Below are 22,916 nucleotides of genomic sequence, written 5' to 3'. Positions count from 1 at the left end.
AGGGACCGTCCCCCTTACACCCCGCCCTATCCTTGCAAGGCGGGTGTTCAGGGATGGCGATGACCGATGGGGTAAGCCCAGGGCCGCGAAGGATGCGGTAACCTGGGCCAAGTAGGACCAGGGCAGCCCGTATGAACGCCTCCGCGCCAGACCACGCTGCTTCGGCCGGCGCCTCTCTCCCTGATCTTCTGGCTGGCGGCGTCCCGGCCCCGGATGGCACCGCCTATTCCGACGCGGCCGCCGTTCCCTTGATCCCGTCCGCCGGGCGCCCCGTGGCGGCCCTGCTGGTCATGAGCCTGGTGCTGACCCTGCTGGTCTTCGCCTGGGCCGCCTGGGACCACCACCGCCGCGTCTGGGACGACGCCCGTGAGCAGGTGGTGGACGTGACCCACGTGCTGGAAGAGCATGCGGGCAAGATCTTCAGCATCCACGCCACCAGCCTGCGCTATGTCGAGCGCCTGGTGGACGACGCCGGCTGGAAGGATATCGCCGGCGACAGCCGTTTCTACGACCGCCTGCGGGAAATCTGGCAGGCCTCTCCTGAGCTGGAGAGCGTGTGGGTGGTGGACCCCACCGGCATCATCCGCGTGAACACGGTGCAGTGGCCCACGCCGGCGCTGGATGTCAGCGACCGGGAGTATTTCCGCGCCCAGCTGAAGCCCGGCGCCGGCATCTTCATCGGGCAGCAGTTGCGCGGCCGCATCTCCGGCGCAGCCTTCCTGCCCATCAGCCAGCGCATGGAAACGCGGGACGGCCGTTTCAACGGTGTGGCCCAGCTGTCGCTGAAGCCGGACTATTTCATCGCCTTCTACCGGTCGCTGTTCTCGGCAGACCCCAAGACCATGATGCTGGTGCGCGAGGATGGTGCGATACTGCTGCGCGAGCCCGCCCCCGCCGATGGCGACCTGCAGCAGGGCTTCTATCCCGAGCTGCTCAAGACGCCGGTGGACGCCACCGGCACCTTCATCCTGACCTCTCCCATCGATGGGGTGCGGCGGCTGTACGCCCGGCGCAAGGTGCCCAACCTGCCGCTATTCGTCCTTTATGGCATCGACACGGCCAGCATTGCCAAGGAATGGGAAGACAGGGCCCTGATCTACGCCGCCGTCGCCGTCCCGGCCTCGCTGGCGCTGATGCTGGTGGCCTGGATCGCCATCCGCCGGTCACGCGACCTGGCGCGCGCCGACCGGATCCTGCGCCACGCCAATACCCTGCTGGAGGCGCGGGTGGCCGACCGCACCCGCCACCTGGACCGCGCGCTGGCGGAACGTGAGATGCTGCTGCGCGACACCCACCACCGGGTGAAGAACAATCTGCAGGTCGTCTCCAGCCTGCTGCAGCTTCAGGCCGGCATGAACCCGGCGCTGCGCCCCGCCCTGGGCGACGCCCTGCGCCGCATCCACGCCATGGGCATCCTGCACGAGCAGCTGCACCACGCGTCGGACGTCGACGTGGTGCAGCTGGACCGGGTGATCACCGCCCTGGCGCGCGAGATCGACAACATCCACCAGGGCGAGGGGCACGCGGCGGGCGGGCCGCGCCGCGTATCCGTGGTGCTGGACCTCATGCCGCTGGAGAGCGACCTGACGGCGTCCGTGCCCGTGACCCTGGTCCTGAACGAGGTGCTGTCCAACGCCTTCAAGCACGCCTACCCCGAAGGCCGCGCCGGCACCCTGGCCGTGACCCTGCGGCGGGAGGGGGATGAGCGTGTGCTGACCGTCGCCGACGACGGCGTGGGCATGCCGGACACCGCCGCCGGAACCGGCCGCAAGAGCCTGGGCCTGCTGCTGATCGACGCCTTCACCCGCCAGCTGCGCGGCCGTTTCCTTTACGAGGCGACCACGCCGGGCACGCGGTTCACCCTGCGGTTCCCGCTGGGGTGAATCCAAGATTGGTATAGTATGCTAATCGTTGCTTCATGAGCAGGTCATCGAAGGCTTGGTCTGGTCCCGGCCCGCCCCGGTCATGCGGCGTTTTTGAAAGCGCGCAAGCGCATCGGGAAGCCCTTCGGCTGGATGAAGGCCTGACTGTTAGAGCCGAATGCGTTCTTATTAGACACATTCGGCTCTAAGTCACTTAGGTTTTGGAGACAACCTGTGGGAAACTGTTGCCACCGGTTAAGTGTATAAACAGATCCTCTATTCGTTTTCCTAGAGCCACAAAAGGACGCTCTATATATTTTTCAGAAACGATGGCAACAGGAATTGTTGCGATTCCAATAAAAATGCTAGCAAAAGAACCAGAAATTACGGGGTGACTTTGCACCCAAACAGGAAATAAAGGCCTTAGCGCAAACATGACGTTCAGGAATAAGACATTCCAAAGATATACACTGTAGCTGATTTTTCCCAAAAAAACAGAACTCGGGGAGCTTAGAAATGTAACGACATTTCGAGGGGCTCCATAATAAACCTGACAAAGAAACCAAAAGCAGAGGCCAGCCTGTGCGATTTTTATCGTCACCCCTTCATATGGAGAAAACAAAAACCGCTCGTACATCATGCCCGCAATGAGTAACCAGATGTTAGTGCGTATTTTTCCGATGGCATAACCCAGTTATGTCGGAATAATCGCACCAAGTGAAAAATAAATCAACGACGAACTCAAATCAGGATAATTTAGACAGAGTTTCGGATTTTCGAATGAAAGAATAGAAAAGATTAAAAAGAAAATCAAACCAGCATTGCCTGCTTTTTTATATAACAATCCAACGATCGCCAGCGCAGGAATGGCGAGCATTTCCACTCGCAACGTCCAAGACGCACCATGAATTGGCATGCCCCACAGCATCAGGTTATCAAAGACCTGATCTTTAGTGTAAGGCGTTATCATTCCCGGGAAAGCAAAGGAGAGCGCCCAGAAAACGGCAGCAATTACACTCACGCAAACCAACAAAGCAGGCATGATGCGGAAAGCGCGTCGGATAACAAAAATGACACTTCCGCGAATATCACCGGCTTTAAGGCAGCGCTGAGATGACATGATGAGCACGCAGCCGCTCATCGCGAAAAATATATCAACAGCAGTGTGCCCACTAAAGGTCGATATAAGAAACTTGACAAAAATATGATAGGCGTCGGGAATTGATAGTAAGGGGGCGAACAAAGAATCACTAACGAAGCCCATATTAAAGCCAAGAATGGAATGAAATACGATAACAATTAATGCGGCGTATCCACGAATACCGTCAAACGCCTTGTTGCGATCGGACGGTTTTGTGTTTAGCTCAGTCAAATTTTCAACCGAGTTCAAAAATGACATCACATATACCCTATAAACTAATTTCTTCCTTAGGTAATAGCATGTTTAAATCATCCTGTTAAGACCGCCTGCAGCTCATTGATGGATATGATTGCAATGAGAAATTAGAGCCGAGTGCGTTTAATGGAACACGCACCCGGCCCCGAGCGCTTGTTCAACGAACGGAATTCACGCTCCAAATGGATTTCGCTTTTCGGCGATCCGCTCTAGTCGTCCGTGAAGAATCGCCTCAGCAATCTCAATAGGGCTGCCCGGGCCATCCTGCCTCTTAGTTGGAGTGTCCAGAGACAGGCCGCGACCTAAGAGCCCTGAGTTAGCTGACGAGGCGGCGGCTGGATCAGCCGTCACCCATCTTGAGGGCGGCAATGAAGGCGCTCTGCGGGATTTCGACCTCGCCGAACTGCCGCATGCGCTTCTTGCCTTCCTTCTGCTTGTCCAGCAGCTTGCGCTTGCGGCTGATGTCGCCGCCGTAGCACTTGGCCAGCACGTCCTTGCGCATGGCGCTGATGGTCTCGCGGGCGATGACACGGCTGCCGATGGCGGCCTGCACGGCGATCTTGAACAGCTGGCGCGGGATCAGCTCCTTCAGCCGCTCGCACAGCAGGCGGCCGCGATGCTCGGCCTGGCTGCGGTGGACGATGGTGGACAGGGCGTCCACCGGTTCCGCGTTCACCAGGATGGACATCTTGACCAGGTCGCCGGTCTCGTACCCATCCATCTGGTAGTCGAAGCTGGCATAGCCGCGGCTGATGGACTTCAGCCGGTCATAGAAGTCGAACACCACCTCGTTCAGCGGCAGCTTGTAGACCAGCATGGCGCGCCCGCCGACATAGGTCAGGTCGATCTGCTGGCCGCGCCGCTCGGTGCACAGCGCCAGGATGCCGCCCAGATACTCGTCGGGCAGCATGATGGTGGCGCGGATCCACGGCTCATCGATGTGGTCGATGCGGATGGGGTCCGGCATGTCGGCCGGGTTGTGCATGTCGATGACCGACTTGTCGGTCATGTGGACCTTGTAGATAACGCTGGGCGCCGTCGTGATCAGGTCCAGGTTGAACTCGCGCTCCAGCCGCTCCTGGATGATCTCCAGGTGCAGCAACCCCAGAAAGCCGCAGCGGAAGCCGAAGCCCAGGGCGGCCGACGTCTCCGCCTCGAACTGGAAGCTGGCGTCGTTCAGGGCCAGCTTGCCCAGGCTTTCGCGCAAATGCTCGAACTCCGCCGCGTCGGTCGGGAACAGGCCGCAGAACACCACCGGCACGCTGGGCTTGAAACCTTCCAGCGGCTCGGCGGCCGGGCGGCGCTCCTCGGTGATGGTGTCGCCGACCTTGGTCTCGCGGATGTCCTTGATGCCGGCGGTGATGAAGCCCATCTCGCCGGGCCCGAGGCGGCCGGACTGCACGGCCTTGGGCGTGAAGTGGCCGACGCGGTCGGCTTCCTTCGTGGCCCCGGTGGCCATCATGCGGATCTTCTGGCCGACCTTCAGCTCGCCATCGACCACGCGCACCAGGATGACCACGCCCAGGTAGGGGTCGTACCAGCTGTCGACCACCAGGGCCTTCAGCGGCGCCTCCAGGTCCCCCTTGGGCGGCGGCAGGCGGGTGACGATGGCCTCCAGCACGTCCTTGATGTTCAGGCCGGTCTTGGCCGAGATCATGACGGCGTTGCTGGCGTCCAGGCCGATCACATCCTCGATCTGCTGCTTGATGCGGTCGGGTTCGGCGGCCGGCAGGTCGATCTTGTTCAGGACCGGGACGATCTCATGGTTGTGGTCGATGGCCTGGTAGACGTTGGCCAGCGTCTGCGCCTCCACCCCCTGCGAGGCGTCGACCACCAGCAGCGAACCTTCGCAGGCCGCCAGCGAGCGCGAGACCTCATAGGCGAAGTCCACGTGGCCGGGCGTGTCCATCAGGTTCAGCTGATAGGTCTTCCCGTCATCGGCCTTGTAGGTCAGGCGCACGGTCTGCGCCTTGATGGTGATGCCGCGCTCGCGCTCGATATCCATGCTGTCGAGCACCTGCTCGCGCATCTCGCGGGCGTCCAGGCCGCCGCAATATTGGATCAAGCGATCGGCCAGGGTCGACTTGCCGTGGTCGATGTGGGCGATGATGGAAAAATTGCGGATGTGCGAAAGGTCGGTCATGACGGGCCGGTCTGGAAAAATTCCCGCGACCATAGGATGCCCGGCGTTCTGGCGCAACCGCGGGGTTGGCGGGGCGTTCATGTGCGACTGGGCAACTTAAGCCGCGATGGCCGCCGCCAGGTCACGCAAGTCCGGAACTGTCACCGTGGGCGGGATGCCCCAGGGGTCGAACAGCGCCTCAGGCGACCGCCGCACCCAGGCGGCGCGCCAGCCGGCGGAAAGGGCGCCGATGACATCGAAAGGGTTGCTGGAGACCAGCCAGGTCTCGGCATGCGTGGCCCCCGCCACCCGCAGGAAGTGGCTGTAGACGGCGGGGCTGGGTTTGAACGAGCGCAGGTCGTCCGTGCTGACCACGCCCTGGAACAGGCCGCTGATGACGGCGGCGTCCAGCAGGGTGCGCACCGCGTCGGCGGCGCCATTGGAAAAGGCGTAGAGGCGGAAGCCGGCCGTACGCAAGCGGGCCAGCCCGTCCGCCACGTCGGCGAAGGCCGGCAAGGTGCGGTAGGCGTCCAGCAGGGCCGTCCGCTGGTCCGGGCTCAGCGGCGTTTTGTACAGGGCGCAGGTGTGGTCGAGGGCCTGGGCGGTGCAGACGCTGAAGGATACGTAATTCTGCATCAGGGCGCGGCGGAAGGCGTATTCCAGCTGCCGCTCCCGCCAGGTGCGGGAGAAGTCCGCCGCGCGGTCGCCCACCATGCCCCTCAGCATGGTCACCAGTCCATGGGTATCGATCAGCGTGCCGTAGACGTCAAAGGCCAGCGTCACCGCCATCGGTCCCTCCCCCATTTACCATTGGTACCGACTGTGCCCCGACTGGAACGCATGGTCCAGGCCGGAGGCGGCGGCCGTTCGCCGCGCCGCCCTGGCGGGGCCACCAGGCACTTCCCACATAGGGGGACATCACGCTCGCGGCGTGGATAAGGGAGGGGACGAAAGAATGCGTCGTACCGGCTTGCTTTTACTGGCGTTCGGCCTGGGCCTCCCGATCTCGACGCCCGCGCTGGCGGCGGGGCCGGTGGTGGTGGAATTGTTCACGTCGCAGGGTTGCTCCTCCTGCCCGCCCGCCGATGCCTTCCTCACCAACCTGGCGCAGGACCGCCGGGACGTGCTGCCCCTGGCTTTCCACGTGACTTATTGGAATGGCCTGGGTTGGCGGGATCCCTATTCACTCGAGGCCGCCACGGCGCGGCAGCGGTGGTATGCGCGCAGCCTGGGCGGCGGCCAGGTCTACACGCCGGAGATGGTGGTGAACGGCGAACGCGCCTTCGTCGGTTCCGACCGTGCGCGGGGCCTGGCCGAAATCGCCGATGCCACACGGCGGCAAGCGGCGCCGGTCGGCTTACAGGTCGCGCGCGGGGAGGATGGCCTGGTCATTTCCGTTGGCGCGGGCAAGGGACAGCAGGGTGACATCCTGGTGGTGGGGTATGACCCGCAACACCGCACCCTCATCGGGCGGGGCGAGAACAGCGGCCGCACCCTGCTGGAATCCAATATCGTCCGGTCGCTCACCCCGGCCGGGCAATGGCGGGGAGACGCGGTGGAGGTCCGCCAGCCTTTGCCGGCCGGGGAACGTGTCGCGGTCCTGCTGCAGGCACCGGATGGCCGCATCCTGTCCGCCGCCATCCTGAGCCAGGCGCCAGGGGACCAGACGCCGGGGTGAACGGGGCTCAGCCCGCGCGCACCTTGGTCAGGAAGCCCGCCACCTGGTGGCGCAGATGATCGGACTGGCTGACCAGGTCCTGGGCGGCATGCAGCACGTCCACCGCCATGGTGCCAGTTTCACTGGCGGCGCGGGTAACCTGGCCGATGGTGCTGGACACGTCGGACGTGCCGGCGGCGGCCTGGGCCACGCTGCTGGCGATCTCGTTGGTGGCGGCACCCTGCTGCTCCACCGCCGCGGCGATGGTGGTGACGATGTCGCTGATGCGGCCGATGGTGCCGCTGACACCGTGGATGGCGCCGGCGGCACTGCCGGCAACGGCCTGGATCTCGCCGATCTGGGCGCTGATCTCCTCCGTGGCCTTGGCCGTCTGCGTCGCCAGGGTCTTCACCTCGCTGGCCACGACGGCAAAGCCCTTGCCCGCCTCCCCCGCCCGCGCCGCCTCGATGGTGGCGTTCAGGGCCAGCAGGTTGGTCTGGCTGGCGATGTCGCTGATCAGGCGCACCACGTCGCCGATCTTGCGCGCCGCCTCCACCAGGCCGCTCACGGTGTGGTTGCTGCGCTCCGCCTCCACCACGGCGTTCTGGGCGATCTGCGAGGACTCCTCCACCCGCCGGCCGATCTCCTGGATGCTGGCGGACAGCTGTTCGGCCGCCGCTGCCACGGTGTTGACGTTGCCGGCCGCGGCCTCGGCGGCACCCGCCACCGCCAGGGTCTGGTGGTTGGTCTGCTCGGCAATGGCCGACAGGCCCTTGGCGTTGCCCTGCATACGGTCGGCGGCGCCGGCCACCCCCTCCACCACCTGGTTCATGCTGGCCTCGAACTCATCGGCCAGTTGAGCCAAGGCGGCAAGGCGCTCGGCCTGGGCCTGGGCCTTCATCGTCTCCTGCTCATGGCGCAGGGTGTCGGCCTCCACCATGGTGCGCTGGAAGATGCGCAGCGCCCGCACGGTGGCGCCGATCTCATCCCGCCGGTCGGTCGCCCGCACCTCCACGTTCTGGTCGCCGTCGGCCAGCGCGGTCATGGTATCGACGATGCGCTTCAGCGGGCGGGACACGCTGGCCCAGGCGATCCACAGCGCCAGCGCCATGATCAGCACGGCGCCCGACAGGCCGCCCGCCAGCGTCACCCAGTAGGTGCGTTCGTTGCGGGCCTTGGCGGCGGCCTCGCCCTTGCTCAAATTCTCGTCCACCGCCTTGGTGATGACGGTCAGCCGGTCCAGCAGCTTGGACAGGCGGATGTCGAACTCATCGGTCAGGGTGGCGGCACCAGCCTTGGTGTTGCCGGCAAGCATCTGTTCGCGCGCCTCTTCCGCGAACTTCATCATAGCCTTGAACTCGTCCCGGGCCATGGCCAAGTCGTCCTTGGACCCCGGGTTCAGCCGGGCGACGCTGTCCAGGTATTTGGCGAGGTCGCCGGCCTGCTGCCCGATCTCATCCTTCATGCTATCGATGATGAACTTGTCGGTTTCCGCCAGCATCATGTAGCTGATGCGCCCGATGTTGGCGGCGGCGCCATTGGCCCGGTCGATGGCCTTCAGGGCCTCCGCCTCGCCGCGCAGCAGGTGCTGGTATTGCACAGCGCCCGTGTTCATCTGCGACAGGGTGTAGAGGGAGGTGCCGAGCGTCACCAGCCCCATCAGGATCAGGGGCAGCAGCAGCTTCTGGATGATGGGCAGATCCCGGAAAAACTTCATGCCGTCTGTCCTCCCCCAACGGGTGACACCCATAAGCGCAGGCGTCAGTGTCCGCTTTTTATCTTTCGAAAGATAGTAAGGGACGGGGGTACGGGCGGTGCAAGTGGTTAAAGTAGTCTAAAATTCACAATAAGTTGGTTAAAAAGAAAGACGCCCCCTGAAAGCCAAGGGGCGCCTACTGCAAGCGCGCGGGCTCTGTGTCAGCCGCGCAACACGGCGCCCGTCGCTTTGGCGACGGCGGCGACGACTTTGGCGGCCACGGCCTCGATTTCCGCATCCGTCAAGGTTTTGTCCACCGGTTGCAAAGTGACCGACAGCGCGATGGACTTGAAGCCAGTTTCGACTCCAGGCCCCTGGTAGACATCGAACAGCTGCACGCCGGTGATCAGGGCCTTGTCGGCCCCCTTGGCCGCGCGGATCAGCCGATCCGCCTCCACGCCGGCCTCCACCACGAAGGCGAAGTCGCGGCTGATGGGCTGGAAGGCCGACAGCTCCAGCTTCGGCTTCTCCGTCCCACCCTTTTTCTTCGGTGTGGGGATCAGGTCCAGGAACACCTCGAACGCCACCAGCGGGCCGGTCAGGTCCAGGGCCTCCAGCACCGCCGGGTGCAACTCGCCGAAGCGGGCCAGCACGGTGGGGCCCAGCCGCAGGCAGCCGGAACGGCCCGGGTGGTACCAGCCGGGGGCGTCGGTGGAGACGACCAAGTTGGCGGTGGGGGCGCCGGCAGCCTCCAGCGCCGCGATGGCGTCGGCCTTGGCGTCATAGGCGTCCACGGGGCGGGTGCCCTTGGCCCAGTGGCGGGCCACGGCCAGGCCGGCGCGCACGCCGGCGGCGATCAGGTCCTGGCCTTTCTCGCTGCCGTCGCGGAAGGCGGGGCCCACCTCGAACAGCGCCAGGTCGGCATAGCCGCGCGCGGCGTTGCGGCCGGCGGCGGCCGCCAGGTTGGCCAGAACCGACGGGCGCATGATGGCCAGGTCGGCGCTGATGGGGTTCAGCAGGGCCAGCTCATCCGGCGCGCCACCGAACAGCTTGGCCGTTTCGGGTGCCAGGAAGGACCAGGTGATGGCCTCCAGCATGCCCCGGCTGGCCAGCAGGCGGCGCACGGTGGCGGTGCGGCGCTGCTTGGGCGTCACCGCGACCTTGGGCAGGCCCTCGTCGCGCGGCAGGCTGGTGGTGGGGATGGCGTCGAAGCCGTGGATGCGCAGCACCTCCTCCACCAGGTCGGCCTCGCCATGCACGTCGGCGCGCCAGGACGGCGGCACGGCGTGGATCAGGCCGTCCTTCTGGCTGGTCTCGAAGCCCAGGGCCGTCAGGATGCGCACCTGGTCGGCTTCCGGAACGTCCACGCCGCCCAGATGGGCCACGCGGACCGGCCGCAGGGTCAGGGGGCGGCGCCAGGCGGGCTCGGCACCGGCCACGAAGACCTCGCTGGCCTCACCGCCGCAGAGTTCCAGCACCAGACGCGTGGCCTGCTCGATGCCGCTGACGACACTGGCGGGGTCTACGCCGCGCTCGAAGCGATAGCGGGCGTCGCTGTCGATCTGCAGGGCGCGCCCGGCCTCCGCCACCTTGGCGGGCTCGAACAGCGCCGCCTCGATGATGACGTCGGTAGTGGTTTCCGACACGCCGGTGCTCTCGCCGCCCATGACACCGCCCAGGGACAGCACGGCGCCGCTGGCATCGGCGATGACGGTCAGGCCGGCGGGCAGGGTGTATTCCTTGCCGTTCAGGGCCAGCAGGGTTTCACCCGCCTTGCTCTCGCGCACGGTCAGGTCGCCCTGGACCTTGGCGGCGTCGAAGACGTGCAGGGGCCGCACCTGGTCCAGGGTCATGAGGTTGGTGATGTCCACCAGGGCAGAGATGGGGCGCAGGCCGACGGCGGTCAGCTTGTCCTGCAGCCACTGCGGGCTGGGGCCGTTGCGGACGCCGCGCACCACACGGGCGGCGAACTGCGGGCAGGCCGCCGTTTCCAGCGCCACCTTCACGGGCGCGGGGAAGACACCGGGCACAGGCGCGGTGTCCAGGGGCTTCAGCGTGCCGAGGCCGGCGGCGGCGAGATCGCGGGCGATGCCGTAGACACCGGCGCAATCCACGCGGTCGGGCGTCAGCGAGATCTCGATGACGGCATCGTCCAGCTTGCGCCAGGCGGCGAAGCTGGCACCCACCGGCGCCTCCTCCGGCAGCTCAATGATGCCGTTGTGCTCATCCGACAGGTTCAGCTCGCGCTCGGAGCACAGCATGCCCCGGCTTTCCACGCCGCGGATGGCGCCGACCTTCAGCGTGTCGCCCGTGGCCGGGATGACGGCGCCGGGGCTGGCGAACACCACGGTGATGCCGGTGCGGCAGTTGGGGGCGCCGCACACCACCTGGATGGGCTCGCCCGCGCCGGTATCGACCATGGCGACGCGCAGCTTGTCGGCGTTGGGATGCTTTTCCGCCGACAGCACCTTGGCGATGACGAAGGGGGCCAGGGCCTTGCCCTGATCCTCCACGCCCTCGACCTCCAGGCCCAGGGATGTGAGCTTGTCGGTGATGACGTCCAGGGGGGCGTCGGTTTCAAGGTGCTGCTTCAGCCAGGAAAGGGTGAACTTCATCGCTACCTGCCGTTCTTCGGGTGGGGCGCCTGGCCTCAAGGCCGGCTGCCGCTCTTGGGATGGATTATCGGGTGAGGCCTTGGGCCAGGCTGGGCACGTCCAGCGACGCGAAGCCGTAGTGCTTCAGCCAACGGAGGTCGGCCTCGAAGAAGGTGCGCAGGTCGGGGATGCCGTACTTCAGCATGGCCACGCGCTCGATACCCATGCCGAAGGCGAAGCCCTGCCAGCGGGTGCTGTCGATACCGCAGTTCTCCAGCACCTTGGGGTGGACCATGCCGCAGCCCAGAATCTCCAGCCAATCGCCGTAGTTGCCCAGCTTCAGCTCACCGCCCTTGCGCGAGCAGCCGATGTCCACCTCCGCCGACGGTTCGGTGAAGGGGAAGAAGCTGGGGCGGAAGCGCAGAGGCAGGTCGTCGACCTGGAAGAAGGCGCGGCAGAATTCCAGCAGCGTGCCCTTCAGGTGGCCCATGTGGATATTCTCGCCGATCACCAGGCCTTCGATCTGGTGGAACATCGGGGTGTGGGTCTGGTCATAGTCGGACCGGTAGGTGCGGCCGGGCGCGATGATACGAATGGGCGGTTCCCCCGCCAGCATGGTGCGGATCTGCACCGGGCTGGTGTGGGTGCGCAGCACGCGGGTGCCCCCGTCCGGCCCGTTGGGCAGGTAGAAGGTATCGTGCATCTGGCGCGCCGGATGCTCCGGCGGGATGTTCAGGGCGGTGAAGTTGTTGAAGTCGGTCTCGATGTCCGGCCCCTCCGCCACGGTGAAGCCCATGTCGGCGAAGATGGCGATCATCTCCTCCACCGTCTGGCTGATGGGGTGGACGCGGCCCTCGACCTCGGGCCGGGCCGGCAGGCTGACGTCGATGCGCTCCGCCTCCAGCCGCTGGGCCAGGGCTTCCGCCTTCAGCACCTGGCGGCGGGCGTCCAGCGCCTGGCTGATCTCTTCCTTCACGGCGTTCAGGGCCTGGCCGCGTTCCCGCCGCTCATCCGGCGTCAGCGATCCCATGTCCTTCATCAGGCCGGTGATGCGGCCCTTCTTGCCCAGGGCGTCCACCCGCACCTCTTCCAGGGCGGCCAGGTCGGGGGCGGCGGCAGCGGCGGCCAGCAGGTCGGCCTTGAGGCTGTCGAGGATGTTCATCGCGACGATCCGTCTTCTCGGTGGGCAGTGGGTCGGTGGGCAGTGGGGCAATCTTGGGGGCGGATACTACCAACGGCGCGGGGCTTTGGCCCGTGCCGTTGTGGCCGGCGACCGCCGGCCCCGCAGCGAGTACCGCAGGGCGCAGCGAGGAAGCCAAGCGGCCGGATGGCCGCGCCCGGCGTTTGAGGGAATAAAAAAGGGGAGCGGGCCCGCCGGGCCTGCTCCCCTTCTTATCAGCACCGTTGATCCGGGTAGGATCAAGCGGCCTTGAGAGCGGCCTGGGCTTGATCGACCAGGACCTTAAACGCCTCCGGCTCGCGCGCGGCGATGTCGGCGAGGACCTTGCGGTCAACGTCGATGGCGGCGCGCTTCAGGCCGTGCATGAACTGGCTGTAGGTCAGGCCGTGGATGCGGGCACCGGCGTTGATGCGCTGGATCCACAGGGCGCGGAAGTTACGCTTCTTGGCGCGACGGTCGCGGTAGGCGTAACGCAGCGCCTTCTCGACCTTCTCGATCGCGATACGGAAACAGTTGTTGGAACGACCCCGGTAGCCCTTGGCCAGCTTCAGGATCTTCTTGTGACGGGCGTGGGTGGTCACGCCCCGCTTAACGCGAGCCATGGTTCAGCCCTCCTTACGGTACCCGGATGAAATTCTTGGTGATGATGATACCGTCCTGCTTGGACAGGGTCATCATGCCGCGGGCGTTCCGCTTCATCTTCTGCGGACGCTTGCGCATGCCGTGGCGCTTGCCGGCGGCCTGGGCGCGAACGAGACCGGAGGCGGTCAGCTTGAACCGCTTCTTCGTCCCGCTGTGATTCTTCAGCTTGGGCATTTTGATTCCTCACGAAAGAATAACCGCCCCGAAGGACGGCGGTGGATTCATTTGAGCGGGTGGGCATGCCCTGGACCTTTCGGTCCGGCCTCGCCGCCAAAATGAAGCGCGGTTTGTACACGGGGGCAGGGCATATGGCAAGGGCTGAGCGCGGCAGAATGACTCATTTCCAGGCACATCCGCCCCTTGCCGGACACAGGGCTGGGGCCCACTTCTGGACAACCCCTAACGCCAATCATCGACTTCCCTGCCTAGGAGGCGCCCGCCCATGCCCGAACTTTACACCATAGGGTATGAAAAGGCGGGCCAGCCGGCGCTGGTGGAGCGCCTGGTGCGGGCCGGCGTGCGCACGCTGATCGACGTGCGGGAACTGCCATTGTCGCGCCGCGCCGGCTTTTCCAAGGGCCCGCTGTCGGCCGCCCTGCGCCAGGCCGGCATCGAGTATGTGCACCTGAAGGCGCTGGGCACGCCCAAGGAGGGGCGCTTGGCCGGCCGTGCCGGCGACCAGCCGCTGTTCTGGTCCATCGTCGATCAGGCCTTGGCCCGGCCCGAAGCGCAGTATGAGCTGGGCGTGGCCGCCGCCACGGCGCTGAACCAGGGGCCGGCCTGTCTGTTGTGCCTGGAAGACGACCCGCACATCTGCCATCGCTCCCGCGTCGCTGCCGACATGGCGGCCGGCTGGGGCTTCGATGTCCAACACCTGTCGGTGGACGCCGCCTTCTAGCCCGTCACGGAATCCGCCGCCCCCAAATTTACCAGCCGGCGCCGCATGGCGGACACAATGGGCGGCGAGAAGAACCAGGTGGCCGGCGGATGGGACCCTGAAGGGGACGCTGGCCCAACGGACAGCTAGTCCAAGGGCTTGGGGCTGGGGTAAGCCTCAGGCGGTTCGGGTCAACGGGGCGCCGGAAGCGGCCGCCCGGGGGGAGCAAGTCGGCCAGTGCATCACGTCGACACCATCATCTTCGCGCTCGGGTCGCTGCTGATGCTGGCCATCCTGGCTGGCCGCGCCTCCTCCCGCATCGGCGCGCCCCTGCTGCTGGTGTTCTTGGCGCTGGGCATCGCGGTCGACAAGCTGGCCAACTTCCAGTTCAACGACTACCGCCTGGCTTCCTTGGTCGGGTCCATCGCCATCGCCGTCATCCTGTTCGACGGCGGCCTGCGCACGCCCAAGGCGGTGTTCAAGGTGGCGCGCTGGCCGGCCCTGGTCCTGTCCACTGCCGGTGTGCTGGTCACGGCCGGCGTCACCTGCGTGGTGGCGCGCTGGCTGCTGGGCGTGGGCTGGGCCCAGGGCTTCCTCATCGGCAGCATCGTCGCCTCCACCGACGCGGCCGCCGTATTCCTGCTGCTGCATCAGCGGGGCCTGCGCCTGCGCCCCCGCGTCTCGGCCCTGCTGGAGGTGGAGTCGGGCCTGAACGACCCCATGGCCGTGTTCCTGACCCTCCTGTCCATTCATGCGGTGCAGGGGGCCGGCTTCGGCTGGGCGCAACTGGGCCAGTTCGCGCTGGAGATGGGTGGTGGCGGCATCATCGGTGTCGCCGGCGGCTACGCCCTGTCAGCCATCATCAACCGGCTGGAACTGTCGGCCGGCCTCTACCCCATCCTGGCGCTGGCCGGCACCCTGTTCATCTTCGGCGCCACCCAGACCATCGGCGCCTCCGGCTTCCTGGCCGTTTATCTGGCCGGCTTCATCATGGGCAACCGCCGGGTCAAGGCGCGGCAGATCATCGAGCGTTTCCACGACGGCCTGGCGTGGCTGAGCCAGATCTCCCTGTTCCTCATGCTGGGCGTGCTGGTCTCGCCCGATACGCTGGTGCGCGTGGCCTTGCCGGCCCTGGTGGTGGCCGTGGCGCTGATCCTGGTGGCGCGGCCCCTGGCCGTCACCCTGTGCCTATCCTTCTTCGGCTTCGCCTGGAACGAGCGGCTGTTCATCTCCTGGGTCGGCCTGCGCGGCGCGGTGCCCATCTTCCTGGGCCTGCTGCCGGTGCTGTCCGGCCTGCCGGGGGCCGAAACCTATTTCGGCATCGCCTTCGCCGTGGTGCTGCTGTCCCTGCTGGCCCAGGGCTGGACCATCGGCCCGGCGGCGCGCCTGCTGGACGTGGAGATCCCGGCCGATCCCGAGCCGCCCGGCCGCGCCGACATCGACCTGCCGGTGGATGGGCCACAGCAACTGGCCATGCTGACCGTGGCGCCGGAGAGCGAGGCGGCGGTGCGCGGCCTGGGCCGGCTGGTGGTGCCGGAATCCGTGCGCGTGCTGGCCATGATCCGCGAGGGCCATCCCGTGGCGCCGGAGGAGGTGCGCGTGCTCTACCCCGGCGACGCCGTGCTGGTGCTGGGCGAACCGGCGGCCCTGACCGCCATGGAACGCCTGTTCGGCCGTCGCGACCAAGGCCGCCGCGCCGCCGGGCTGGGCGATTTCCAGGTCAAGGGCGACACGCCGCTCGCCACCGTGGCCGGGCTTTATGGCTTTGAGGCGCCACACGTCGACGGCGACATCGCCATTGGCGAGCACCTGGCCCGCCGCCTGGGCCGCCGCGCCTCCGTCGGCGTGCGCCTGAAGGTGGGCGAGGTCGCGCTGATCGTGGCGTCCATGGACGAGACCCGGGTGACCGAAGTCGGCATCGACCTGACGCCCAACGAACGCCCCTGGACGCGCCTGCGCCAGGGCCTGAAAGGGCTCAGGCGCAGCGCCTGAGCCGCTCAACCGGGGCCCGGACCGGCCCCTTTGGGGCTACCCGCGATCAGGTCCTGGGCGCGTGCTTGTTCAGGATGCGCTGCAGGGTGCGGCGGTGCATCTTCAAGCGGCGCGCGGTTTCCGAGACGTTGCGGTCGCACTGCTCGAACACCCGCTGGATGTGTTCCCAGCGGACGCGGTCGGCCGACATGGGATGTTCCGGCGGCGGCGGCAGGGGGCCGTCGGTCAGCAAGGCGGCCTCGACCGCATCAGCGTCCGCCGGCTTGGGCAGGTAGTCGACGGCGCCAGCCTTCACGGCCGCCACGGCGGTGGCGATGTTGCCATAGCCGGTCAGCATGACGATGCGCGCCTCGGGCCGGGCGTCGCGCAGGGCCTTGACCACGTCCAGGCCGCTGCCGTCCGCCAGGCGCAGGTCGACCACGGCGTAGCGGGGGGCCGCTTCCTGCGCCACGTCCACGCCCAGGGCCACGCTGTCCACCGCCACCACGTCGAAGCCGCGCTTTTCCAGCGCGCGAGCCAGACGGATACGGAAGGGGGCGTCATCGTCCACCACCAGCAAACTGCGCGACGCGTCCCCGGTGAAGCCGAGGCGCATGGGATCGATCACGTCACCGGTCTCAACGTTCATTCTCGAAAACCCCTTATTTTCCGGCCATGCCGCAGGACGGTTGCAAACTTACCAACGCCCTTACTACGCCGTGTTTGGACGCTTCCGTGCGATTCCGACACGCGGCAAAAGGACGCCCCGTGATGGCCGGAGAGATGGACACGGGATTATGTCCATCCAAGGGCGGCAATACCCGATTGTCCACCATACGAAGGTTTCCCATTCTTTTGCGCCGTTCCGGCGGCTGGCGGCTTCGTCTTGCCCGGCCCCGTCACTGGGCCGCCGGCAGCGGCCCGCTCCAGTTCACGGTGACATGGGCGCCGGCGCCCACGGGCGTGCTGCCCGGCCGACCGTTGGCGTAGGAGACGACGGCGCCGGTGCGTTCCAGCAGGATCTGGGCGATGAACAGGCCCAGCCCCATGGTGCCGCCGCCGCCGGCGCGTACCGGCACCTGCTCCAGCCGCTCATCCCGGTCGGAAACATAGGGTTCGCCCAGCCGCTCCAGCAGGCTGACGGGGAAGCCGGGGCCGTCGTCGGCCACGGTCAGCACCAGGGCGGAGGGATCGCAATGCAGGGTCACGTCCACCCGGGTGGTGGCGAACTGCATGGCGTTCTGAAGGATGTTGCCCAGGCCGTGCTGCAGCTCGGGCGACAACGGCAGGGGAGAGGGCGCGCCCTCCTCCGCCCCGGTCACGGTGATTTCCAGCGCCACGTCCGCCCGGCGGTGGGGGGCGGCCACGGCCTCGATCACCTGCACGGGGCCCAGGGGGGCGTAGGGCTCCATCTCCCCCTCCGCGTCCGGGCGGCGGGCCAAGTCGGCCAGGATGACGCGGCAGCGGTCGGACTGGCTCTGCAGAAGCTGGATATCCTCCACCCAGGGGCTGTCGGGCGGCATGTCGCGGGCCAGTTCCTTGGCCACCACGGCGATGGTGCCCAGCGGGCTGCCCAACTCATGCGCCGCCGCCGCCGCCAGCGCGCCCAGGGCGGAAGCCTTCTGCGCCCGGGCCAGCGAGACCTGGCTGGCGATCAGGGCCTGCGACAGGTCGCGGCCGGACTGCGCCACCTTGTAGACGTAGGTGGCGATGAAGATGGCGGACAGGGTCAGGGCGGCCCAGATGCCCCCCAGATAGATGGGCGGCAAGGTGACGCCGTTGCTGGTCGGCCACGACAGGGGCATGGCCAGGACCCAGACCAGGGTGAGGCAGGCGGTGGTCAGCGTGGTCAGCCCCGTGACCAGCCGGCGCCCCAGCATGCTGGCCCCAACCATCAAGGGCGCCAGCACCAGCACGGCGAAGGGGTTCTCCAGCCCGCCGGTCAGCATCAGCAGCACGGTCAGCTGCACCGTGTCATAGCCCAGGAACAGCACCGCGCCCCGTTCGGTCAGGAAGGGGCTGCGCCGGCGCCGGGCGATGGCGTAGAGGTTGATCAGCAGCGACACCGCCGTCACCGCCAGGGCGGGCAGCAGCGGGATGTCGATGCCCACCAGGTCTTCCACCGTCAGCAGGGTGACGGTCTGGCCGGCGATGGCGATCCAGCGGATGGTGTTGAGGGTGCGCAGGTTGATGCGGGCGGTGGCCCAGCGCCCGCCGCCCACCGGCCGCGCCTCGTCCGTGTCGTCGTCCGCCGTTCCTGTCCACGCCTGCCGCGTCATCGACCTGATCGTCCTGGGTGAAAATGGACCTGGATAAACCAGCGGCAACCATGCCGGGCGTCAAGCTATAGCGCACGGGCCACGGCGTCGCACCTGTCGCCGTCGACAGTTCCGTTCAGCCCCTTGCCCCCGGCCGCCGGGCGTTGATAATTGCTCCAGGAAGGGCGGCATCTCGCCCCTGCCGGTGGAGAACGATCCTTGGAAAGCCAGCGCAAATTCGCGGTGCAGAAGCCCCAGGGCAAGAAATGGGAAACCCTGGCCCTGGTCGACAATCTGTCGGCCGGCAAGCGGGAGTTCAGCGAAGCGGTGCGCAGCCACGGCCGGGGCTATGTCCGGCTGATCCAGGTGGATTTCGAGAGTGAGGAGGCGCTGTCCAACTACGACTGGCGCCTGGTGGAACTGCACGACCCCTACAAGGGCAAGGGCCGGCCCAAGCCCACCGTGGTGGCGGGATCGGAACGCCCCATCAAACCCAAGAAGGGCAAGGGCCCGGGCGAGAAGGTGGCGGTGCCCATCCGCACCTGGATGCTGGCCTGCCTGGTGGCGGTGGCCGTGGGCGTCATGTGGGTGCTGACATATCACCGGCCGTGAGTTCTCAAACTCCGCATGACGTATGGAAAGCTCCAAGCTTAGCTACGAAAGGCCTAGCCTACATCGAGCCGTCCAATGTGAACTCGGCATATTCGTGATCGACCACCGTCGCGAAAGTCCAACGCCCATTCCGTTCCTCGAAAACGAGACTGGCACCATCGGGCGACGCCCGTAGCCCATCGCGCGTCAATGTGGCGTCCATATAAGCGGTAAGGCCGAACTTCATCCTCTCAAGCCGATATGTGGATACGTCGCCGCCTCGGCGTATGGTGCCATCCGCCAGCACAATCGAACCGCAGCAGACGCTGCTGTACGTTCCGTTCACAAAAGCTGGACTTGGCTGACCGCTTCTTTTGACGAAGTAGATAAGGGCGACCAGGAGCGCCAAGCCGATGAAAGCCACATCTTTAACGCGCCCTTTGTTCCATGCGGTCCATTCCAACCGTGATCTCCATCGTTCTCACGATAGCAGGCGCATATCATGACACTGGCAGGATAACCCCAGCAGAGCGCCGGTCGCCCCCTGCTCCGACCTAATGGAGCAGGGGGCATCGTCATCAATGCGTCGCCCGGCCCTCGCCGCCGCGCGTGGACACGCCGGCCTCGGCGAAGGTGGCCATGCCGGTGTGGCAGGCGACGGCGGCCTGCAGCAGGGGCAGGGCCAGGGCGGCGCCGGAGCCTTCACCCAGGCGCATGCCCAGGGTCAGCAGCGGCTCCTGGCCGATAGCGTCCAGCAGGCGGCGGTGGGCCGGCTCGGCCGACAGGTGGCCGACGATGCAATGGTCCAGGGCGCGGGGGTCCAGCTTGTACAGCACGGCGGCGGCGGCCGTGCAGGCGTAGCCGTCCAGCACCACGGGCGTGCGGGCCATGCGGGCCGCCATGATGGCGCCGACGATGGCGGCCAGCTCATAGCCGCCCAGGGCGCGCAGGACATGCAAGGGATCGCTGAGCAGGTCGGCGTTGGCCGCCACGCCCGCCGCGACCACGGCGGCCTTGCGCGCCATGCCCTGGGCATCCAGGCCGGTGCCGGGGCCCACCCAGTCCTCGGCATTGCCGCCGAACAGGGCCAGGCACAGGGCGGCCGCCGCGGTGGAATTGCCGATGCCCATCTCCCCCAGGCACAGCACGTCGATGCCGGTTTCCACCGCCATCATGCCGTAGGCCATGGCCCGGGCGCAGGCCTCCTCGCTCATGGCGGGGCCGTGGGTGAAGTCGGCGGTGGGGTTGTCCAGGTCCAGTTCATAGACGCGCAGGTCGGCGTCGGCCTGGCCGCACAGCTGGTTCACCGCGGCACCGCCCTGGGTGAAGTTGTGCACCATCTGCGCCGTCACCGCCGCCGGATAGGCCGACACGCCCAGCGCCGCCACGCCGTGGTTGCCGGCGAACACCGCCACGCGCGGATGCTGCACCCGGGGGGGCGTGCGGCCCTGCCAGGTGGCCAGCCATTCCGTCAGGCTTTCCAGCCGGCCCAGGGCGCCGCGCGGCTTGGTCAGCTGCACCTCGCGCTGCATGACGGTGGTGGCAGCCTCCAGATCCGGGCCCGGCAGGTCGGCCAGGACGCGGCGGAATTCGTCGAAGGAGGGGATGTCGCTCATGATGCTCCGGCCCGATAATGGGACCCGCGATCAGGCGCCGGAGTGGCGCTGGCGGGCGGACGGGACTTCCCGTATACCGGAACCATGACTGATGCAACGGGGCCGCGCCTGGGCGGTGTCTTCGCCGAATTCATAGCCGCCGTGATCTTTTTGACGCGGCTGCCCATCCGTTGGCGCGGGGCCTGGCCCCAGGACCTGGATTCCCGTGCCCTCACCTGGTTCCCCATCGTCGGCACCCTGATCGGCGCCGTGGGCGGCTTGGTCTATTGGGGGCTCAGCAGCGTCAACGTCCCGCCCCTGCTGGCGGCCCTGCTGACGGTGGGCGCGCTGATGGGCCTGACCGGCGCCCTGCATGAGGACGGCCTGGCCGATGTGGCCGACGGATTCGGCGGCGGGCGCGACCGCGAGGCCAAGCTGACCATCATGAAGGACAGCCGGGTGGGCACCTATGGCGCCGCCGCCCTGGTGCTGAGCGTCGCCGCCCGCACCCTGGCCCTGGCCGCCATCGCCAGCCCGCACCACGTGGCCGTGGCCCTGATGGGCGCGCACGCCTATTCCCGCGCCTTCCTGCCGGGCATGAAGCTGTTGTTGCCGGAGGCGCGGCTGGTGGGCAACAGCGCCAATGTGGGCAAGCCCAACAGCGCCCGCGCCCTGGCGGCGCTGCTGGCCGGCTTCGTCCTGGCGGCCACCACCCTGACCAAGCTGCCGCTGGACGGCGGCATGACCCGCCTGGCCATCCTGGCGGTGGCGGCCGGCGGCGTCCTGGTCGTGGGGCAGCTGGCCCGGCGCCAGGTGGGCGGCATCACCGGCGACGTGCTGGGGGCGACGGAACAGGTGGTGGAGATCCTGTTCCTGGTGGCCGTGACCGGCGCCCTGGGCGGTTCCGTCACCATGCCATGACCACGTCCTTCCCCCCCTCAGCACCTCCCCCCTTGGCGACGCCCCCGTTGGCGAAGACGGTGCGGTGGTGGTGGGTGCGCCACGCCCCCCTGGCACAGCCGCATCAGATCGCCGGACAGGCCGATGTGGAGTTGGCCCTGTGGCCGGGCTCCAGCGCCCAGCTGACGGCGGCGCGCCTGCCCACCAGCGCCGTGTGGCTGGCCAGCCCCCTGGGCCGCACGCGGGAGACGGCCGCGCGCCTGGCGGCCCTGGTTCCCGCCGCCCCGACTGAGCCGGCGACCGATCCCCGGCTGATGGAACAGCATTTCGGCGCCTGGCAGGGCCACAGCTACGCCGAGCTGGAGGATGCGGGCGACCCACACCTGGCCCCCTTCTGGGCCGACCCAGCCAGCGTCGCCCCGCCCGGCGGCGAGAGCTTCGCCGAGGTGTGCCGCCGCGTCGCCGGGGCGGTGGAGGAGTGGAGCACCCGGCAAACCGGCGACCGCGACATTATCTGCATCAGCCACGCCGGCCCGGTGCGCGCCGCCATCGCCCAAGCCCTGGCCCTGACGCCCGCCACGGCCCTGTCGCTGGACGTGGCGCCCCTGTCGCTGACCCGCCTGGACCGCATCGCCACCGCCAATGGCCCCGTCTGGGCCGTGCGCTGGGTGAACCGCATCCCCTGACCCAACCTTGCCGCACGGCCGCCTTACTTCGCCTTTAGGGTCACCCCCACGGTGTCGGCGGCTTGGGGCCTGATGAGGCGTGCCCGTCTGGGGGCGCCCGACTGGGCCATGGGCGGCGGCATCCAGATATGGTAGGAATTCTGCCAACAACATCAAAAGATGGTTCAGCCACGCTGAACCCCGACTAATGAGGATGAGGAAGATGATCGATCGGCGGCAGGTGTTGGCGGGTGCGGCGGCGGGCGTGGCGCTCGCGCTGGGAACCGCGATGCCGGCGCGAGCGGAGGTGACGGAGGCGCAGCTGATGGTGGAGCGCGCGCGGCTGACCGCCATGACCCTGCTGGGCGATCCGCAATACGCCCCGCTGAAGAACCTGCTGGGCCGGGCCAAGGGCGTGCTGATCCTGCCCAACGTCATCCAGGCCGGCTTCTTCCTGGGTGGGGGCGGCGGCACCGGTGTGCTGGTGGCGCGCGGCACCGACGGGTCGTGGAGCGGCCCCGCCTTCTACACCATGGCCGAGGCCAGCTTCGGCCTGCAGTTCGGCGGCCAGCAGGCGCAGATGATGCTGGTGATCATGACCGACAAGGGCCTGAACGCCGTCATGGACCGCAGCGTGAAGCTGGGCGCCGACGCCAAGGTGGCGGTGGGTGAGCTGGGCACCCAGGTGGGCGCCGGCTATGGCGTGGGCGTGGATGCCGACATGTACGTCTACGCCAAGACCAGCGGCCTGTTCGGCGGCCTGGCCGTCGACGGCTCGGTCATCACCCCGCGCAAGGAATGGAACGATATCTTCTATGGCCAGCAGACCACGCCCGAGCAAATTCTGCTGGACCGCGCGTTCTTCCGCCCGGAAGCCCAGGCTTTGGCGAGTGTGCTGAGCGGTAGTTGA

20 protein-coding genes are annotated in these 22,916 nt (G+C 67.2%); 8 read left to right on the top strand and 12 right to left on the bottom strand.

Going from position 1 to position 22,916, the window contains the following annotated elements; all coding sequences use genetic code 11:
- Positions 1 to 131 precede the first annotated feature (131 nt).
- Complete coding sequence (locus FBZ88_RS26375) at positions 132 to 1,883, top strand: sensor histidine kinase (RefSeq protein ID WP_145619995.1); 1,752 nt, start codon at positions 132 to 134, stop codon at positions 1,881 to 1,883.
- A gap of 673 nt (positions 1,884 to 2,556) precedes the next feature.
- Here the strand turns inward: FBZ88_RS26375 and FBZ88_RS26370 are convergent.
- The 3 genes from FBZ88_RS26370 to FBZ88_RS26360 all read right to left on the bottom strand — a co-directional run bounded on the left by FBZ88_RS26370 (position 2,557) and on the right by FBZ88_RS26360 (position 6,169).
- Complete coding sequence (locus FBZ88_RS26370; RefSeq protein ID WP_145619994.1) at positions 2,557 to 3,261, bottom strand: acyltransferase family protein; 705 nt, start codon at positions 3,259 to 3,261, stop codon at positions 2,557 to 2,559.
- Positions 3,262 to 3,598: 337 nt separating this feature from the next.
- Positions 3,599 to 5,401, bottom strand: coding sequence for a translation elongation factor 4 (gene lepA / locus FBZ88_RS26365; protein WP_088870743.1), 1,803 nt, complete (start codon positions 5,399 to 5,401; stop codon positions 3,599 to 3,601).
- Positions 5,402 to 5,497: 96 nt separating this feature from the next.
- The gene (locus FBZ88_RS26360) at positions 5,498 to 6,169 is read right to left on the bottom strand and encodes a haloacid dehalogenase type II (protein ID WP_145619993.1); all 672 of its coding nucleotides are present in this window, start codon (positions 6,167 to 6,169) and stop codon (positions 5,498 to 5,500) included.
- A 166-nt stretch (positions 6,170 to 6,335) separates the two neighbouring features.
- Between FBZ88_RS26360 and FBZ88_RS26355 the strand changes: the two genes are divergently transcribed.
- Positions 6,336 to 7,058 (top strand): DUF1223 domain-containing protein, encoded by a 723-nt coding sequence (locus FBZ88_RS26355; protein WP_145619992.1) that lies wholly within the window; start codon positions 6,336 to 6,338, stop codon positions 7,056 to 7,058.
- Positions 7,059 to 7,065: 7 nt separating this feature from the next.
- Here the strand turns inward: FBZ88_RS26355 and FBZ88_RS26350 are convergent, their stop codons facing one another.
- The 5 genes from FBZ88_RS26350 to rpmI form a co-directional block, all read right to left on the bottom strand.
- Entirely contained in the window at positions 7,066 to 8,754 is a 1,689-nt protein-coding gene (locus FBZ88_RS26350; protein ID WP_145619991.1) for a methyl-accepting chemotaxis protein, read from the bottom strand.
- 200 nt (positions 8,755 to 8,954) lie between these two features.
- Positions 8,955 to 11,348 carry a phenylalanine--tRNA ligase subunit beta gene (gene pheT, locus FBZ88_RS26345; RefSeq protein ID WP_145619990.1) on the bottom strand — a complete coding sequence of 798 codons (2,394 nt, stop codon included), beginning with the start codon at positions 11,346 to 11,348 and terminating at the stop codon, positions 8,955 to 8,957.
- Positions 11,349 to 11,412: 64 nt separating this feature from the next.
- Complete coding sequence (gene pheS, locus FBZ88_RS26340) at positions 11,413 to 12,489, bottom strand: phenylalanine--tRNA ligase subunit alpha (protein ID WP_186464604.1); 1,077 nt, start codon at positions 12,487 to 12,489, stop codon at positions 11,413 to 11,415.
- 257 nt (positions 12,490 to 12,746) lie between these two features.
- Positions 12,747 to 13,109, bottom strand: a complete 363-nt coding sequence (gene rplT, locus FBZ88_RS26335; protein WP_040843389.1) for a 50S ribosomal protein L20 — start codon at positions 13,107 to 13,109, stop codon at positions 12,747 to 12,749.
- 13 nt (positions 13,110 to 13,122) lie between these two features.
- A complete protein-coding gene (gene rpmI / locus FBZ88_RS26330) occupies positions 13,123 to 13,323 on the bottom strand; it encodes a 50S ribosomal protein L35 (protein ID WP_004271784.1) in 201 nt (66 codons plus the stop codon).
- Positions 13,324 to 13,591: 268 nt separating this feature from the next.
- Here rpmI and FBZ88_RS26325 point away from each other — a divergent pair, with 268 nt between their 5' ends.
- Positions 13,592 to 14,047, top strand: a complete 456-nt coding sequence (locus FBZ88_RS26325) for a DUF488 domain-containing protein (RefSeq protein WP_145619989.1) — start codon at positions 13,592 to 13,594, stop codon at positions 14,045 to 14,047.
- 216 nt (positions 14,048 to 14,263) lie between these two features.
- Positions 14,264 to 16,018: a potassium/proton antiporter gene (locus tag FBZ88_RS26320; protein WP_145619988.1), complete on the top strand. Its 1,755-nt coding sequence runs from the start codon at positions 14,264 to 14,266 to the stop codon at positions 16,016 to 16,018.
- A 46-nt stretch (positions 16,019 to 16,064) separates the two neighbouring features.
- Here FBZ88_RS26320 and FBZ88_RS26315 read toward each other — a convergent pair whose 3' ends face one another.
- Positions 16,065 to 16,646 (bottom strand): ActR/PrrA/RegA family redox response regulator transcription factor, encoded by a 582-nt coding sequence (locus FBZ88_RS26315; RefSeq protein ID WP_322954632.1) that lies wholly within the window; start codon positions 16,644 to 16,646, stop codon positions 16,065 to 16,067.
- Between the two features lie 250 nt (positions 16,647 to 16,896).
- The gene (locus FBZ88_RS26310; RefSeq protein ID WP_145619987.1) at positions 16,897 to 18,276 is read right to left on the bottom strand and encodes an ActS/PrrB/RegB family redox-sensitive histidine kinase; all 1,380 of its coding nucleotides are present in this window, start codon (positions 18,274 to 18,276) and stop codon (positions 16,897 to 16,899) included.
- Between the two features lie 198 nt (positions 18,277 to 18,474).
- Here FBZ88_RS26310 and FBZ88_RS26305 point away from each other — a divergent pair, with 198 nt between their 5' ends.
- A complete protein-coding gene (locus FBZ88_RS26305; protein WP_040843388.1) occupies positions 18,475 to 18,867 on the top strand; it encodes a hypothetical protein in 393 nt (130 codons plus the stop codon).
- 58 nt (positions 18,868 to 18,925) lie between these two features.
- On the opposite strand, the gene FBZ88_RS26300 is transcribed toward FBZ88_RS26305, so the two are convergent.
- The gene (locus FBZ88_RS26300) at positions 18,926 to 19,309 is read right to left on the bottom strand and encodes a hypothetical protein (protein ID WP_145619986.1); all 384 of its coding nucleotides are present in this window, start codon (positions 19,307 to 19,309) and stop codon (positions 18,926 to 18,928) included.
- Positions 19,310 to 19,424: 115 nt separating this feature from the next.
- Positions 19,425 to 20,462 carry a nicotinate-nucleotide--dimethylbenzimidazole phosphoribosyltransferase gene (gene cobT / locus FBZ88_RS26295; RefSeq protein WP_145619985.1) on the bottom strand — a complete coding sequence of 346 codons (1,038 nt, stop codon included), beginning with the start codon at positions 20,460 to 20,462 and terminating at the stop codon, positions 19,425 to 19,427.
- A gap of 84 nt (positions 20,463 to 20,546) precedes the next feature.
- On the opposite strand from cobT, the gene cobS reads away from it, so the two are divergent.
- The 3 genes from cobS (at position 20,547) to FBZ88_RS26280 (ending at position 22,916) form a co-directional block, all read left to right on the top strand.
- Positions 20,547 to 21,362 (top strand): adenosylcobinamide-GDP ribazoletransferase, encoded by an 816-nt coding sequence (cobS, locus tag FBZ88_RS26290; RefSeq protein ID WP_145619984.1) that lies wholly within the window; start codon positions 20,547 to 20,549, stop codon positions 21,360 to 21,362.
- Positions 21,363 to 21,409: 47 nt separating this feature from the next.
- The gene (locus FBZ88_RS26285; RefSeq protein ID WP_244909332.1) at positions 21,410 to 22,027 is read left to right on the top strand and encodes a histidine phosphatase family protein; all 618 of its coding nucleotides are present in this window, start codon (positions 21,410 to 21,412) and stop codon (positions 22,025 to 22,027) included.
- A gap of 202 nt (positions 22,028 to 22,229) precedes the next feature.
- A complete protein-coding gene (locus tag FBZ88_RS26280; RefSeq protein ID WP_088870728.1) occupies positions 22,230 to 22,916 on the top strand; it encodes a lipid-binding SYLF domain-containing protein in 687 nt (228 codons plus the stop codon).

This window comes from Nitrospirillum bahiense, from assembly GCF_007828025.1.
GTDB lineage: Bacteria > Pseudomonadota > Alphaproteobacteria > Azospirillales > Azospirillaceae > Nitrospirillum > Nitrospirillum amazonense.
This window is presented reverse-complemented; position numbering and strand designations above follow the sequence as displayed.

What these genes read in the sequence shown, in the direction of transcription:
- lepA (WP_088870743.1), bottom strand. Translation starts at nt 5,401, where the DNA reads ATGACCGACCTTTCGCACATCCGCAATTTTTCCATCATCGCCCACATC.
- rplT (WP_040843389.1), bottom strand. Translation starts at nt 13,109, where the DNA reads ATGGCTCGCGTTAAGCGGGGCGTGACCACCCACGCCCGTCACAAGAAG.
- FBZ88_RS26325 (WP_145619989.1), top strand. Translation starts at nt 13,592, where the DNA reads ATGCCCGAACTTTACACCATAGGGTATGAAAAGGCGGGCCAGCCGGCG.
- FBZ88_RS26280 (WP_088870728.1), top strand. Translation starts at nt 22,230, where the DNA reads ATGATCGATCGGCGGCAGGTGTTGGCGGGTGCGGCGGCGGGCGTGGCG.
- FBZ88_RS26375 (WP_145619995.1), top strand. Translation starts at nt 132, where the DNA reads ATGAACGCCTCCGCGCCAGACCACGCTGCTTCGGCCGGCGCCTCTCTC.
- rpmI (WP_004271784.1), bottom strand. Translation starts at nt 13,323, where the DNA reads ATGCCCAAGCTGAAGAATCACAGCGGGACGAAGAAGCGGTTCAAGCTG.
- pheS (WP_186464604.1), bottom strand. Translation starts at nt 12,489, where the DNA reads ATGAACATCCTCGACAGCCTCAAGGCCGACCTGCTGGCCGCCGCTGCC.
- FBZ88_RS26360 (WP_145619993.1), bottom strand. Translation starts at nt 6,169, where the DNA reads ATGGCGGTGACGCTGGCCTTTGACGTCTACGGCACGCTGATCGATACC.
- FBZ88_RS26370 (WP_145619994.1), bottom strand. Translation starts at nt 3,261, where the DNA reads ATGTCATTTTTGAACTCGGTTGAAAATTTGACTGAGCTAAACACAAAA.
- cobS (WP_145619984.1), top strand. Translation starts at nt 20,547, where the DNA reads ATGACTGATGCAACGGGGCCGCGCCTGGGCGGTGTCTTCGCCGAATTC.
- FBZ88_RS26315 (WP_322954632.1), bottom strand. Translation starts at nt 16,646, where the DNA reads ATGAACGTTGAGACCGGTGACGTGATCGATCCCATGCGCCTCGGCTTC.
- pheT (WP_145619990.1), bottom strand. Translation starts at nt 11,348, where the DNA reads ATGAAGTTCACCCTTTCCTGGCTGAAGCAGCACCTTGAAACCGACGCC.
- FBZ88_RS26310 (WP_145619987.1), bottom strand. Translation starts at nt 18,276, where the DNA reads ATGACGCGGCAGGCGTGGACAGGAACGGCGGACGACGACACGGACGAG.
- FBZ88_RS26350 (WP_145619991.1), bottom strand. Translation starts at nt 8,754, where the DNA reads ATGAAGTTTTTCCGGGATCTGCCCATCATCCAGAAGCTGCTGCTGCCC.
- FBZ88_RS26355 (WP_145619992.1), top strand. Translation starts at nt 6,336, where the DNA reads ATGCGTCGTACCGGCTTGCTTTTACTGGCGTTCGGCCTGGGCCTCCCG.
- cobT (WP_145619985.1), bottom strand. Translation starts at nt 20,462, where the DNA reads ATGAGCGACATCCCCTCCTTCGACGAATTCCGCCGCGTCCTGGCCGAC.